At 72.7% G+C, this 13,745-nt stretch carries 15 protein-coding genes; 7 read left to right on the top strand and 8 right to left on the bottom strand.

What is annotated here, in order from left to right; translation table 11 throughout:
* Window positions 1-2 precede the first annotated feature (2 nt).
* The 3 genes from NYZ95_RS01595 to NYZ95_RS01585 form a co-directional block, all read right to left on the bottom strand.
* Window positions 3-851, bottom strand: coding sequence for a sulfurtransferase (locus tag NYZ95_RS01595; RefSeq protein WP_262848034.1), 849 nt, complete (start codon window positions 849-851; stop codon window positions 3-5).
* Between the two features lie 68 nt (window positions 852-919).
* Entirely contained in the window at window positions 920-1,372 is a 453-nt protein-coding gene (locus NYZ95_RS01590; protein WP_262848032.1) for a DUF4395 domain-containing protein, read from the bottom strand.
* Between the two features lie 218 nt (window positions 1,373-1,590).
* Window positions 1,591-2,061, bottom strand: coding sequence for a TlpA family protein disulfide reductase (locus NYZ95_RS01585; protein WP_262848031.1), 471 nt, complete (start codon window positions 2,059-2,061; stop codon window positions 1,591-1,593).
* A gap of 22 nt (window positions 2,062-2,083) precedes the next feature.
* On the opposite strand from NYZ95_RS01585, the gene NYZ95_RS01580 reads away from it, so the two are divergent.
* Window positions 2,084-2,827 carry a DNA alkylation repair protein gene (locus tag NYZ95_RS01580; protein WP_262848030.1) on the top strand — a complete coding sequence of 248 codons (744 nt, stop codon included), beginning with the start codon at window positions 2,084-2,086 and terminating at the stop codon, window positions 2,825-2,827.
* Between the two features lie 13 nt (window positions 2,828-2,840).
* Here the strand turns inward: NYZ95_RS01580 and NYZ95_RS01575 are convergent, their stop codons facing one another.
* The gene (locus tag NYZ95_RS01575) at window positions 2,841-3,665 is read right to left on the bottom strand and encodes a hypothetical protein (RefSeq protein ID WP_262848029.1); all 825 of its coding nucleotides are present in this window, start codon (window positions 3,663-3,665) and stop codon (window positions 2,841-2,843) included.
* Window positions 3,662-3,997, bottom strand: coding sequence for a ubiquitin family protein (locus tag NYZ95_RS01570; RefSeq protein WP_262848027.1), 336 nt, complete (start codon window positions 3,995-3,997; stop codon window positions 3,662-3,664). The genes NYZ95_RS01575 and NYZ95_RS01570 overlap by 4 nt, the downstream gene beginning before the upstream one ends.
* 77 nt (window positions 3,998-4,074) lie before the next feature.
* Between NYZ95_RS01570 and NYZ95_RS01565 the strand changes: the two genes are divergently transcribed.
* The 3 genes from NYZ95_RS01565 to mshD are packed head-to-tail and all read left to right on the top strand — an operon-like array spanning window position 4,075 to window position 7,155.
* Window positions 4,075-4,833, top strand: a complete 759-nt coding sequence (locus NYZ95_RS01565; RefSeq protein WP_262848026.1) for a winged helix-turn-helix transcriptional regulator — start codon at window positions 4,075-4,077, stop codon at window positions 4,831-4,833.
* A gap of 52 nt (window positions 4,834-4,885) precedes the next feature.
* Entirely contained in the window at window positions 4,886-6,337 is a 1,452-nt protein-coding gene (locus NYZ95_RS01560) for a carboxyl transferase domain-containing protein (RefSeq protein WP_262848025.1), read from the top strand.
* A complete protein-coding gene (mshD, locus tag NYZ95_RS01555) occupies window positions 6,334-7,155 on the top strand; it encodes a mycothiol synthase (RefSeq protein ID WP_262848023.1) in 822 nt (273 codons plus the stop codon). The genes NYZ95_RS01560 and mshD overlap by 4 nt, the downstream gene beginning before the upstream one ends.
* 6 nt (window positions 7,156-7,161) lie before the next feature.
* Here mshD and NYZ95_RS01550 read toward each other — a convergent pair whose 3' ends face one another.
* Both NYZ95_RS01550 and NYZ95_RS01545 read right to left on the bottom strand, forming a co-directional pair.
* On the bottom strand, window positions 7,162-7,806 hold the full coding sequence (locus tag NYZ95_RS01550) for a hypothetical protein (RefSeq protein WP_262848022.1): 645 nt from the start codon (window positions 7,804-7,806) through the stop codon (window positions 7,162-7,164).
* A 32-nt stretch (window positions 7,807-7,838) separates the two neighbouring features.
* Window positions 7,839-8,891, bottom strand: coding sequence for an alpha/beta hydrolase (locus NYZ95_RS01545; protein ID WP_262848021.1), 1,053 nt, complete (start codon window positions 8,889-8,891; stop codon window positions 7,839-7,841).
* Window positions 8,892-8,973: 82 nt separating this feature from the next.
* On the opposite strand from NYZ95_RS01545, the gene NYZ95_RS01540 reads away from it, so the two are divergent.
* Both NYZ95_RS01540 and NYZ95_RS01535 read left to right on the top strand, forming a co-directional pair.
* The gene (locus tag NYZ95_RS01540; protein WP_262848020.1) at window positions 8,974-11,178 is read left to right on the top strand and encodes an RNA degradosome polyphosphate kinase; all 2,205 of its coding nucleotides are present in this window, start codon (window positions 8,974-8,976) and stop codon (window positions 11,176-11,178) included.
* Window positions 11,175-12,092 carry an NUDIX hydrolase gene (locus NYZ95_RS01535; RefSeq protein WP_262848018.1) on the top strand — a complete coding sequence of 306 codons (918 nt, stop codon included), beginning with the start codon at window positions 11,175-11,177 and terminating at the stop codon, window positions 12,090-12,092. The genes NYZ95_RS01540 and NYZ95_RS01535 overlap by 4 nt, the downstream gene beginning before the upstream one ends.
* On the opposite strand, the gene NYZ95_RS01530 is transcribed toward NYZ95_RS01535, so the two are convergent.
* A complete protein-coding gene (locus NYZ95_RS01530; RefSeq protein WP_262848016.1) occupies window positions 11,992-13,260 on the bottom strand; it encodes an MFS transporter in 1,269 nt (422 codons plus the stop codon). The genes NYZ95_RS01535 and NYZ95_RS01530 overlap by 101 nt on opposite strands.
* 61 nt (window positions 13,261-13,321) lie before the next feature.
* Between NYZ95_RS01530 and NYZ95_RS01525 the strand changes: the two genes are divergently transcribed.
* Window positions 13,322-13,690 carry a MerR family transcriptional regulator gene (locus NYZ95_RS01525; RefSeq protein WP_262848014.1) on the top strand — a complete coding sequence of 123 codons (369 nt, stop codon included), beginning with the start codon at window positions 13,322-13,324 and terminating at the stop codon, window positions 13,688-13,690.
* Window positions 13,691-13,745 lie beyond the last annotated feature (55 nt).

The following is a 13,745-nucleotide window of genomic DNA, read 5'->3' as shown; positions in this document are numbered from 1 at the left end:
GCTCAGGCCTCGCCGGGCTCGTCGCCGAGCGCGACCGGCACGCCGATGAGCGAGCCGTACTCGGTCCAGGAGCCGTCGTAGTTCTTCACGTTCGGGATCTCGAGGAGCTCCTGCAGCACGAACCAGGTGTGCGACGAGCGCTCACCGATGCGGCAGTAGGCGATGGTGTCCTTGCTGCGGTCGAGGCCCGCCTCGGCGTAGAGCGCCTCGAGCTCCTCGTTGCTCTTGAAGGTGCCGTCGTCGTTGGCCGCCTTGCTCCACGGGACGTTGCCGGCGGTCGGGATGTGGCCGCCGCGCTGGGCCTGCTCCTGCGGGAGGTGCGCCGGCGCCAGGAGGCGGCCGGCGAACTCGTCGGGGCTGCGGACGTCGATGAGGTTCTGGACGCCGATGGCGGCGACGACCTCGTCACGGAAGGCGCGGATCGACAGGTCCTGCTCCTGCGCGGTGTACGAGGTGGTCTCGCGGGTCGGGATCTCCTCGACGAGCTCACGGCTGTCGAGCTCCCACTTCTTGCGGCCGCCGTCGAGCAGCTTGACGTCCTGGTGGCCGTACAGCTTGAAGTACCAGTAGGCGTAGGCGGCGAACCAGTTGTTGTTGCCGCCGTAGAGCACGACGGTGTCGTCGTTGCTCACGCCGCGCTCGGACAGGAGCGCCTCGAACTGCTCCTTGCTGACGAAGTCGCGACGGACGGGGTCCTGCAGGTCGTTCTTCCAGTCGAGCTTGATCGCGCCGGCGATGTGGCCCTTGTCGTACGCAGTCGTGTCCTCGTCGACCTCGATCAGCACGACGCCGTCGTCGGCGAGGTGCTCCTCGACCCAGTCGGCGGTGACGAGCGCGGATTCGCGGCTCATGGGATTACCTCCACGGTTGGTGTGACGCTTGAGTTGGGAACGGGTGTTGCGGTGGTGCAGTGGTGCGGTCAGGCGCGCTGCGGTGCGACGCGACGGACCAGCAGGTACATCTCGCAGCCGAGGCAGAAGCCGGTGGCGGCGTTGAGCAGGGCGGCCGCGAGCGCGAAGCCGACGGCGACGGCGGCGACCGCGGTGAGGCCGGCGAGCGACGCTCCGAGACCGACGAGGGCGAAGACCCCACCGACCGCCTGGGCGAAGCGCGGCGGACGTGCGTCCTCCGTCTCGGCCGGCGCCCCGATCCGGGGACGGACGACACGGGCGAACAGCTGCGCGTACGGGGTACGTGCCGGCCCACCGAGGACTCCGACGGCGAAGACCGCGAGCTGCAGCCCGATCAGGACCGTCGCGAACGACGAGCCGATCGTCACGAGCGCGACGGCCAGGACGAGTGCCGTGATCGTGGCGGCGAAGCGCTGACCGCGCGGATCGACGCGACCGGCAGGCGAAGAGGATGCAGACATCGGGGACTCCATGCGCAGAACGGGTGCCGCGGAGAGTGCGGCGAAGCTGGTCGCTCGAGGCGACGGGGCGGGTTCGTTCAGCGCATACGACACAGCGCCGAGCGCACGCGGCAGTTGTCCACTGCGCGTCGCTTGGTCAGAAGTGTCGTACGAGGCATGCGGCAAGGGTAGGCGGCAACCCGGGCCGGGTCACGTCGGCGTCTCGAATAGCGAGACGGTCATCCAATATCCGAGACGTCCTTGCGGCTGACCGAGTTCAGGACCGCCTCGATCTCGGGCAGCCGCGGCACTCCGCTGGCGCGTGCGACCACGGCACCGGCAGCATCCAGCACCAGCACAGTGGGGGTCCGCATCACGTCGAGACGGCGGACGAGGTCGAGGTGCGACTCGGCGTCCACGTCCACGTACACGACGTCGTCTCGCGCGTCGGCCACCTTCGTGAGCAGCACCCGGGCGGCCCGGCACGGTGCGCAGAACGCGCTCGACACCTGCACGAGCGTCGCCCCGCTGCCCAGTCCGGCGCCGATGTCGGTCGCCGTCAGGACCTCCCGCGCGGGCGCTTCGGGCTCCGACGCGCTCGCCGACGCCTCCGGCGTCGTACGGACACGACCGTCGACGCGCTTGCGATACAGCGCGAACGCGCCGGTCGCCACGAGCACGACGAGAAGGACGGAGACACCGAGGGGCACGCCACAAGGGTACGTTCCCCCCATGGAGGACGACGTGGTGTCCGTCGCCCAGCGCCTCGCCGCCGACCTCGGTGCGCAGGGCGACCCCGTACGGGCAGCCGGCGCCGCGCGGTACCTGAAGAGCACCCGCCCTCACCTCGGCGTCCGTGTGCCCGACATCCGGAGCACCGTGCGGGCCGCGCTCCGTACGAGCGGGGCGACCACCCGCGAGGACGTCCTCGGCATCGCCGCTGCGCTGTGGGCGTCCGCGCCGCACGAGCACCGCCTCGCCGCCATCTTCGTGCTCGCGAACGGCGCCGACACACTCACGTGCGAAGACCTCGTCGCAGTCGAGCAGATGCTGCGTGACGCCGAGACGTGGGCGGTCGTCGACCCGCTCGCGACCGAGGTCGTCGCCCGCGTCACGGCCCGACCGTCCGGGCAGGTCGTGTGCGGAGAGGTGCTCGACCGGTGGGCGCGGGACCCTGACGTCTGGATGCGTCGGGCGGCGCTTCTCGCACTGCTTCCCGCGCTGAGAGCGGGCGAGGGTGACTGGGACCGCTTCAGCCGCTACGCGGACTCGATGCTCGACGAGCGGGAGTTCTTCATCCGCAAGGCGATCGGATGGGTGCTGCGCGACACGGCACGACGCCGCCCCGCGCTCGTGGCCGAGTGGATCGCCGCGCGCCCCGGCCGCGTACCGGTCCTCGCCGTAAGAGAGGCGGCACGGCGTCTCTCACCGGAGGTCGCCGAGCCTCTCGTCGCGCAGGCGTACCGCGCGCGCTGAGCACCGGCGACGCTCACACTCCGGCCCAAAGGAGGGCGGCGACGAAGACGACCGGCCCGGCGAGGGCGATCGGGGCGACCACCTCCATCGGCCAGCGCGCCGGCGGGAGAGGCCGCCACCACTGACCGACCTTCCGCCCCGCCAGGACCGCGGCAGCGATGGCCACCGCGGCGACCCCGCCGGCCACGGCGTTCACCCCCTCCCAGGACGCCATGACGATGCCGATCAGCGCGCACGCCGCGAGCGACCACACGTGGACGACCGCCCGGGGACCCCTCGGACGGTCCGCGGCGACCGTGATCACCGTGACCACCGCCGCGACGACCACCGCGGCGCGGCCGACCGGCGACTCTGCAGCCGCCAGCCATCCGGTCACCATCAGGGCGACGAACCCGGTCGCGACCACGTCGCCGAGCGCCGCCACCACGTCCGTACGCGGGGCGGGCCGCCGCACCTGGGCGACGAGCGCGAGGAGCACCAGCACCGGCAGCGCGAGACCGATCCCAGCGAGCGACCCGCTCTCCACCATGGCGCCGTCCATCACGGACGTGCCACGCGCACCGGCGGCGGTCGACGGCCACACGGTGACGACCGCGGCGAGGAGCCCGGCGACCGCGATCGGCACGACCTTCGGCGCGCGGACCGGGGTGCGGTGCACGCCGGGGACCGAGGGCGCCGACGCGAGGAGGAGCTGGACCACCAGGACGCTCACCACCGTCGCCAGGACGCCCGCCTGCGCGGACAGCGCGAGGAGCGCGACGAGCCCGGTGGTGACGAAGCCGGGTGCGAGCGTGGTGAGGCCGAGCGGCGAGCGCGCCTCCTCGCGTACGCGGCTCACGTCTCGGCTCGTCGCCCGCGTCCCCCGACCGCACCTCCGGCGAAGGGCGGCAGCAGCTCCAGCCGACCACCCGCGGGCACGGTCACGCTCGCCGGGTCAGCGCCTCCGAGCGGCTCCTCACCCACCAGCACCGAGCAGATCTCCAGCACCCGCATGAAGCGCTCGTTGCCGTCGTGCAACGCCGCCACCGCGTCCAGGACCTCGGCGACGGTGCCCGGATCGACGTGGTCGACCTCCCGACCTGCGGCGGCCTTGGCCGCTGCCCAGTAGCGCACCGTGACGGACGCACTGCGCTCGACGTCACGGTTACCGGCTGTTGATGCATCCGACACGTGGACTATTGTGGAGCAAGCAATGAAGCCCTGGGCACAGCCCTGGGCTTTCTTTGTATCCGCAGAAGGGTTCCGCGATGTCCACCTTGCTCCTGCTGACGCCGAGTACGCAGTCGTCCATCGAAGTGCTTCCTGCCCTCGCGCTCCTTCCCCACCACGTCAAGATCCTTCCTCCCGATGCCAGCGCCCTCCTCGACGCCCCCGCCTGCGACGCCGTCCTGATCGACGGGCGCACCGATCTCGCCCAGGCGCGAGGACTCACCCGTCTCCTGCGCACCACCGGCGTCGACGCGCCGCTCGTCCTGATCGTGACCGAAGGTGGCCTCGCCGTCGTGGCCGCCGACTGGGGCATGGACGACGTCCTCCTCACCACCGCCGGGCCGGCCGAGGTCGAGGCCCGTCTGCGGCTCGCCATCGGCCGCGTCTCCGCCGAGGCCGGGACCGACCCCGAGGCCCACGTCATCAAGTCCGGCGGCCTCACCGTCGACGACATCACCTACACCGCGAAGCTCGACGGCCGATCCCTCGACCTGACCTTCAAGGAGTTCGAGCTCCTCAAGTTCCTCGCTCAGCACCCGGGCCGCGTCTTCACCCGGCAGCAGCTGCTGCAGGAGGTCTGGGGCTACGACTACTTCGGCGGCACCCGTACGGTCGACGTCCACGTGCGTCGTCTGCGTGCCAAGCTCGGGCCGGACAACGAGACGCTCATCGGCACCGTCCGCAACGTCGGCTACCGCTTCGTCGCGCAGGCGCGCGACCGTCGCGAGGCCAGCAGCACGGAGGAGACCGAGGACGCCGAGCGAGCGCAGGACCCGCAGGCCTACTCGCGCCGCTGAGGGCTGTGCTTGGATCGGACCGACCGATGCAAGCAAGCCGAGGGGACCCTTCATGAGCGCACGCCGTACGGCGTCGGACCTGATCGCGCACGTCCTCGACGCCGACTCGTTCGTCTCGTGGGACGAGCCGATCGACGTGTCGCGCTGGCCGGAGAGCTACCAGCGCGAGCTCGCCCGCGCCGCCGAGCGTTCAGGTCGTGACGAGTCGGTGATCACCGGACGCGCCACCGTCCGCGGACGGCCGGTGGCCGTGATCGCCAGCGAGTTCCGGTTCCTCGCGGGATCGATCGGGGAGGACGCCGCCCAGCGGATCGTCGCCGCCGTACGCCGCGCGACCGCCGAGCGGATCCCCGTCCTCGCGACGACCGCATCCGGCGGCACCCGCATGCAGGAGGGCACCCCTGCCTTCGTCCGCATGGTCGACATCTCGCGGGCGCTCATGGCGCACAAGGCGGCTGGTCTCCCCTACCTCGTGCACCTCGGTCACCCGACCACCGGCGGAGTCTTCGCCTCGTGGGGCTCGCTCGGCCACGTCACCGTCGCCGAGCCGGGAGCACTCGTCGGGTTCCTCGGGCCCAAGGTGTACGAGGTGCTGAACCACCACCCGTTCCCCGAGGGCGTGCAGACCGCCGAGAACCTCGTCGCGCACGGCATCATCGACGCCGTCGTCTCCGCCGAGGACCTGCCGGCGCTCGTCGACAGGACGCTCGGCATCCTCGTCGACCCGCCGAAGCCTCCGACGCTGCCGCGCAGGGAGCCGGCCGACGGTGCGAGCCTCTCGACGTGGGAGTCGATCGAGCGCACACGACAGGCCGACCGGGCCGGCGTCCGGGAGGTGCTGCGGGTCGGCGGCGAGGACACGATCAGGCTCCAGGGCACCGACGAGGGCGAGCGCGACAGCGCGATGATCGTCGCCCTCACCCGGCTCGACGGCGAGCCGTGCGTCGTCGTCGGCCAGGACCGCAAGGCGCAGTCGCACTCCCCCATGGGCCCGGCCGCCCTGCGCGAGGCGCGCCGCGGCATGCGGCTGGCCAACGAGCTCGGCCTGCCGCTCGTGTCCGTGATCGACACGCCGGGTGCCGAGCTGTCGAAGGAGGCCGAGGAGGGGGCGCTCGCCGGGGAGATCGCGCGCTGCATCGCGTCGATGGCGACGATGACCGTCCCGACCGTCGCGGTGCTGCTCGGCGAGGGGTGCGGAGGCGGCGCGCTCGCGCTCTTCCCTGCCGACGTGGTCGTCGCGACCCAGAACGCCTGGCTCTCGCCGCTGCCGCCCGAAGGCGCCTCCGCGATCGTCCACGGCGACGCCGACCACGCCGCCGAGATGGCCACGGCGCAGCGCGTGTCCGCAGCCGACCTGTTCGCCGCGGGCAAGGTCCGCGTGCTGGTCCCCGAGGAAGAGGGGGACGCCGACGACCCCGTCGGACTGGCCAGCGCCGTCGCCGCCGAGGCCGCCACCCAGATCCGCCGCCTGCGCGCCCGCGCCACCGAGGGAGAGACCCGATGAGCACCACGGACGCACGGATCGCGCTCGCCGAACGCGTCGCGCGGAGCGACGGCGTCTCGCCGCTGAACGAGGCGAGCCGGATCGCCATCGACGCGGGCGCTCCGGCACGCGTCGACCGTACGACCGTCGAGGGCGGTGACCTCGTCGCCGCCGCGTACGCCGTGGGGGACGCGCCGGTCGAGCTCTTCGTCGACCCCGCTCACCGCCGCCGCGGCCTCGGTCGCGCCCTGCTCGACGCCGTGCTGGGCGACGGCGAGGACCGCTTCTGGGCCCACGGCGACCTCGTGGGCGCCCAACAGCTCGCGCGTGCGGCGGGGCTGGCGGCCGTACGTACCCTCCTGGTCCTGTCGCGCGACGCGGCCGTCGCGCTGCCAGACGAGCGCCCGCTCGAGGACGTCACCCTTCGCACCTGGCGCGACGACGACGCCGAGGCGCTGGTCGCGGTGAACGGTCGCGCCTTCGCCGACCACCCCGAGCAGGGCGCGATGGACCTCGCGGACCTGCGCGCGCGCATGGCGCAGCCGTGGTTCGACCCGGCGGGCCTCTTCGTCGCCGAGCGGGACGGACAGGTCGTCGGGTTCCACTGGACGAAGGTCGAGGACGACATCGGCGAGGTCTACGTCGTCGGCGTCGACCCGTCCGCGCAGGGCATCGGCCTCGGCAAGGCGCTCACCCTCCGTGGGCTGCACCACCTCACCGACCGCGGGGTCGAGCGGATCGACCTGTACGTGGAGGGCGACAACGTCCCCGCCCTCGCCACGTACGGAGGGCTCGGATTCACCGAGCGCGCACGCGACGTGATGTACGCCCGCGCCTGAGACCCGTCAGCCCGCCCGGCCGACCCACAGCTCGTGGCCGGCCCCAAGGCCGACCGTGCCGACACCGACGAACCCCGCCGACTCCAGCACGCCGACGCGGTCGGGTACGACCGTCGTCGTCGCCGCGACACGACCGTCCAGCGCCTCGAGCCCCGGAAGGATCGTGGCCCGCATGACCGCGGGCACCTCGACGTCCGCGACGTGCGGCGCCACGCCCACCGCGCTGAGGATCTGCACCGGACGCACCTGCTGGAGCAGCGCCGCGACCTCGGCCGACGCCGCCGCCAACGCCGCCCGCACCTCGGCACCGGGGTCGAGCGCGGCGTCGAGCGACGTCCCGCGCAGCTCACGGACCAGCACGTCGCGCAAGGTGTCGCTCCCGTCGTGCTCGCCCGCCGGCATCCAGACGGAGGCGGCCTCGAGGACACCCTCGCGCTCGGCGAGCCACAGCTGGCCGAGCTGGAGGGCGACGTGGCTCAACGTCATCCGTGCCACCGACGCGGCGACCTCAGGATCGGCAGGGCCGTCCGGGACACCGTCACCGTCGACGTCGATCTCGGGCGCCGAGGCCTCGAGGAGGCGTGCGGCGCCCGTGATGTCCACCAGGCCCGCAGGGCGCACGGTCAAGGGGACGAAGGTGCCGGTGGTCATGCCTCAAGGGTGTCAGCGGCCGCCAAACGTGCTCACTGTCCGTACAGTCCGCGCCGCAGCGCCCGTCCGGCACGCCGCATCGCCGCAGGCGCTGCGGTGCCGAGCGCGACCATGTTGGCGAACGAGTGGATGAGCCCGTCCTCGCAGACGTACGTCACCTCCACGCCCGCGGCACGCATCGCCTCGGCGTACGCGAGTCCCTCGTCGAGGAGCGGGTCGAAGCCGGCGGTGACGACGTACGCGGGCGGAAGCCCTTCGAGCTTGCCGCGCAGCGGGGAGAGCCGCGGGTCGGCGGGGTCGGGGTCGGACGACCGGTAGCAACCCGAGGCGAGGTCGATGAAGTCGCCGGTGAGGAAGAACCCCGTGGCCATCTCCGTACGGCTAGGCCGCATCTCGACGTTGTCCACCACGGGGTAGATCAACAGCTGGAAGGCGGGAGGCACCACGCCCGCCGGCTGCTCCGTACGCCCGATCACCTGCTGGGCGACGACGGTGGCGAGGTTGCCGCCCGCGGAGTCGCCTCCGACGGCGACGCGCTGCGGGTCGATCCCGAGCCCGTCGGCGTGGGCGAGCACCCAGTCGTACGCGGCGAGGCAGTCGTCGACGGCGGCGGGGAACGGGTGCTCGGGCGCGAGTCGGTAGTCGACGGCGACAACCCGCACGCCCGCCTGCTCCGCGAGGAAGCGGCACACGGCATCGTGGCTGTCGAGGTCGCCGTAGATCCAGCCGCCGCCATGGAAGAAGACCAGCGCCGGGGCCGTCCCCGTGACCCCGCGCGGCGCGTAGACCCGCAGCGGGAGCGGACCGCCCGGCCCGGCGATCGTCCGGTCGTGGACCGACCCGATCGGCAGCATGCCGCCGACGACGGCGGCACCGTCGCGGATGATCCGCCGTCCCTGCGGGATCGGCACGGTCTCGGCTGCGGGGCCCTCGAGCGCCTGCAGCGCCAGGAGCAGCTTCATCTGCGGGTCGAGCGTGCGGTCGCGGCGGGTCACCGGCGCACCGGCGAGCCGGGCGAGGATCGGCGCCGGGAGACGGAAGACCGCCCGCAGCGCGGCGCCCTTGAGGCGTGTGGTGGGGGTCACGCCGGTACCGTAACCGACCGGCCCCTCCTTGCGGTCTTCCGTACGTCACCCGGTGGTCACTTTCCCGTGGCACGATGCGGTCATGGCCGAAGACCTCGCCTCCACCGGCGTCCCCACGGCGACCGAGGAGCTCCCGCGCTCGCCGGACTCCTTCGACGTGGACCCGCCGTACGACGCGGTCACGGCCGACCTCCCCGACGACCGCTTCAGCGACCGCGAGCTGTCGTGGCTCGCCTTCAACGAGCGGGTGCTCGAGCTCGCCGAGGACCCGACGGTCCCGCTGCTCGAGCGCCTCCGCTTCACCGCGATCTTCTCCGGCAACCTGGACGAGTTCTTCATGGTCCGCATCGCGGGTCTCAAGCGCCGGATCGCCACCGGTCTCGCCTCGCGGCGGGCGAGCGGACTGCCGCCGCGCGAGGTGTGGGCGGCGAGCCTGGAGACCAGCCGCGCGCTCATGCTGCGGCAAGGGTCGCTGCTGACCGGCACCCTGCGCGAGCAGCTCGACGCCCACGGCATCGCACTGCTGCACTGGGACGACCTCGCGCCCGACGAGCGTACGGCCGCGGGGCAGGTCTTCCGCGAGCGCGTCTTCCCTGTGCTGACCCCGTTGGCCGTCGACCCGGCGCACCCCTTCCCGTACATCTCCGGGCTCTCGCTCAACCTCGCGGTCGTCATGCGCAACCCCGTCACCGGGAAGTCCCACTTCGCGCGGGTGAAGGTCCCGCCGATCTTCGACCGGTGGCTCGCCGTCGGTCCGCAGCGCTTCGTGCCGCTCGAGGAGGTGATCGCCGCGCACCTCGACGCGCTCTTCCCCGGGATGGAGATCGTCGGCCACCACTCGTTCCGGGTGACCCGCAACGAGGACCTCGAGGTCGAGGAGGACGACGCGGAGAACCTTCTCAAGGCGCTCGAGCAGGAGCTGCTGCGCCGCAAGTTCGGGCCGCCCGTACGCCTCGAGGTCGAGGACACCATGGACGACTACGTCCGCGAGCTCCTCGTCACCGAGCTCGACATCAGCCCCGACGAGGTGTTCGCCCTTCCCGCGCCCCTCGACCTGGCGAGCCTGCACCAGATCGCCGACCTCGACCGTCCTGAGCTGCAGTACGAGCCGTTCGTCCCCACCACGCACCCCGACCTCGCCGAGGTCGAGTCGGCGAGCCCGGTCGACATGTTCGCCGCGCTGCGCGAGCACGAGGTGCTGGTCCACCACCCGTACGACTCGTTCGCGACGAGCGTCCAGCGCTTCGTCGAGCAGGCGGCCGCCGATCCCCAGGTGCTCGCGATCAAGCAGACGCTCTACCGGACATCCGGCGACTCCCCGATCATCGACTCCCTCATCGACGCCGCCCGCGCCGGCAAGCAGGTGCTCGTCCTCGTCGAGATCAAGGCGCGCTTCGACGAGCAGGCCAACATCCGGTGGGCGCGCAAGCTCGAGCGCGCGGGGTGCCACGTCGTGTACGGGCTGCTCGGGCTCAAGACTCACTGCAAGCTCTGCCTGGTGGTCCGCGACGAGCCGGACGGCCTGCGCCGCTACGCCCACGTCGGGACCGGCAACTACAACCCGAAGACCGCCCGCCTCTACGAGGACTACGGCCTGCTCACCACCGACACGCGCATCGCCGACGACCTCACCGACCTCTTCAACAACCTGTCGGGCTACTCCCGGCGCGAGTCGTACCGCCAGCTCCTCGTGGCCCCCGCGGGCCTGCGCCCCGGCATCGTCGAGCGCATCGAGCAGGAGATCGCGCACCACCGGGCCGGGCGCCCGGCGGGCATCCGGATCAAGGTCAACTCGATCGTCGACGAGACCGTGATCGACGCCCTCTACCGGGCCTCGCAGGCAGGGGTGCCGGTGCAGATGCTCGTCCGCGGGATCTGCGCCCTGCGGCCGGGCGTGCCGCAGATGAGCGACAACATCGTCGTCCGCAGCGTGCTCGGGAGGTTTCTCGAGCACAGCCGGGTCTTCTGGTTCGCCGGTGGTGGTGAGCCGCAGGTGTGGATCGGGTCCGCCGACCTGATGCACCGCAACCTCGACCGCCGCGTCGAGGTGCTCGTCCAGCTCAGCCGCCCGGAGCACATCACCGAGATCGGCACCATGCTCGACCTCGCGATGGACCCGGCGACGGACGCGTGGGACCTCGGCCCGGACGGGAGCTGGACCCGGCGTCGGAGTCCCGACGGCCCGTCGCGCGACCTCCAGCACGAGATGATCGTGCGCACGCGTGCGCGGCGGGCCCGAGCACGTGCCGAGGCGAAGGACCACGCGACGGCTGGCGGGTTCGTGTGAGCCGGCCCGTCCGCTGGTCCGCCGGAGCACTCGTGTGGCGCGTCGCGCCGGGCGGCTCCGCACGAGACCTCCAGGTCCTGCTCGTCCACCGCACCCGCCACGACGACTGGACGGTGCCCAAGGGCACGGTCGAGCGCGGCGAGCTCCGCCCCGTCACCGCGGTACGCGAGGTCGAGGAGGAGACGGGGGTGACGGCACAGCTGGGGGTGCCGCTGCTCGAGCTCGAGTACGAGTACACCCCCGGCCGGATGAAGAACGTCGCCTACTGGGCGGCCACCCCGTTGCGCGGCGACGCCGACGCGTACGAGGCCAACAAGGAGATCGACGGCGTCGCCTGGGTCGCGCTCTCGAAGGCGGCCAAGCGGGTCTCGTACGACACCGACCGCGACGTGCTCGACGCGTTCGCCGAGCGGCTGGAGTCCAAAGCCCTGGGCTCCCGGACGCTGCTGGTGGTCCGCCACGCGACCGCACGCCCGCGCCAGCGTTGGCGCAAGGCCGCGCTGGCGCGCCCGCTGAGCGCCGAGGGGAAGAACGAGGCGCGCCGCCTGCGCCCGCTGCTCGCCGCGTACGGGGTGCACCACCTGCGGTCCAGCGCCGCCCTGCGCTGCGCGGCCACCCTGAGCCCGTACGCCGACACGGTGCAGCGCCCGATCGTGCTGGACCACCGCCTCGACGAGCCCCGTGAGGGCGGGCCCAGCAAGAAGCGACCGGTCGCCGAAGCGATGAACGAGGCCATCGACCACAAGCGCCCGGTCGCCGTGTGCGGTCACCGGCCGGTCCTCCCGCGGATGCTCGAGGCGGTCGGGGTGGACGCTAGCGGCGTGGACGCCGATCCGCTGCCGGCTGCGGGGATGGTCGTCGTCCACCACCGCCACGGCGAGGTCCGCGCGGTCGAGCGGCACGACCCGCGCTGACGGTCAGGCCGAGCGCCGCCGCGGCGACCATGAGCGCGGCGGTCGGGGCGAGCGCCTCGGCGCCGACGTTCTCCAGCACCCAGGCGCCGGAGGCGGCACCGACCGCGATCCCGAGGTTGAGGGCCGTGACCACGACCGCCCCGGCCGCCCCGCGCGCAGCCGGGGAGGCGGTGCGCATGATCGTCGCCTGGAAGACGGGCGGGAAGAGACCGATCAGCGCTCCCCACACGCCGATGACGACCAGGGCCTGGACGGTGCCCTCGTCGACCGTGGTCAGGGCGGCGACGGTCGCGGCGAACACGACCGCGGTGACCGGCAGAGCGGCCCTGGGGAACCGGTCCGACAGCGGGCCCGCGACCGCCAGGCCCAGCGCGCCGGTCGCACCGAACAGCGCGAGGACCCCACCCAGTGCCGCGGAGTCCATCCCCGCCACCCGCGTCACGAGCGGGCCGACGTAGGTGAAGACCTGGAAGTGGCCGACCAGCAGCAGCGCCCCGAACGTCGCGGTCACCGCGACCGCGACCAGCGACCGGTCACGACCGCCGGACGCGGCCTCGGGGCCGCCCGGCCCGGCAGGTGCGTCCGTCGGGCGCGGGAGCACCCGTACGAGGGCGGTGGCCGCGACACCGAGCACCAACGCCGCACCGACGAGCACGGCGCGCCAGCCGACCAGCTCGGCTGCCGCTGTTCCGAGCGGGACCCCGACGATGCCCGCCGCGGTCGGGCCGACCAGCACGACCGACACGGCCCTGCCGAGGTGCCGCTCGTCGACGAGGGACGCCGCGTACGGCACGAGCAGCGACCAGAGCAGCCCGTGGGCCGCGGCCGCGACGATCCGCGCGACGACCACCACCCCGTACCCGGGGGCGAGCGCGGCGAGCAACGAGGCCGCCGCGCTCACCAGCACAGCGCCCACCATCACCTCGCGGCGCGGGAGGCGGCGGGTCAGCCGTTCCAGGGGCAGGCTCAGGGTCGCCACCGTCAACGCCCACGCCGTCACCAGCAGCCCGACGCTCCCCCGGGAGACCCCGAGGTCGTCGGCCATCACCGGCAGCAGCCCCGCGGGGAGGAGCTCGATCGTGACGGTCGCGAAAGCCGCCCCCGCGAGGGTCAGCAGTGCCGTCCAGGTGCGCCCGGTCATCCCCGGGAGGGTCGTCGTCTGTGCCATGCTGGGAACGTAGACCTTGACATCTGTGTCAAGGTCAAGCGCGAACGAAGGAGTGGTGGAGATGCGCGTCGGACAGCTTGCCGAGGCGACCGGGGTCGCAGCCCGGATGCTCCGCTACTACGAGGAGCAGGGACTGCTCACCTCCCACCGTGAGCCCAACGGCTACCGGACGTACGACGACGCGGCCGTGGAGCGCGTCCGCACCGTCCGGAGCCTCATCGCCTCCGGTTTGCCCACCCGCCTCGTGCGGATCGTCCTCGACGTCGAGGCGCTGGCCGACGACGAACGTTCGCCCGCGTGCAGCCGCGCCTTTGCCGAGATGTTGCACGCGGAGCGGGCCGCGCTCGACGACAAGATCGCGTGCCTCACCAAGAGCCGCGACACGGTCACGCACTACCTCGAGCGCACACGGCACGGCGACCTCGCCTGACCACGACGGACCTCACCTCCGCACGCCGACTCGTCGGCCAGCGTTCACCTTTGGT

This window comes from Mumia quercus (genome assembly GCF_025506335.1).
Lineage (GTDB): Bacteria > Actinomycetota > Actinomycetes > Propionibacteriales > Nocardioidaceae > Mumia > Mumia quercus.
Note: the sequence above shows the minus strand (reverse complement) of the source record. Positions and strands in the feature narration are given on the sequence as shown.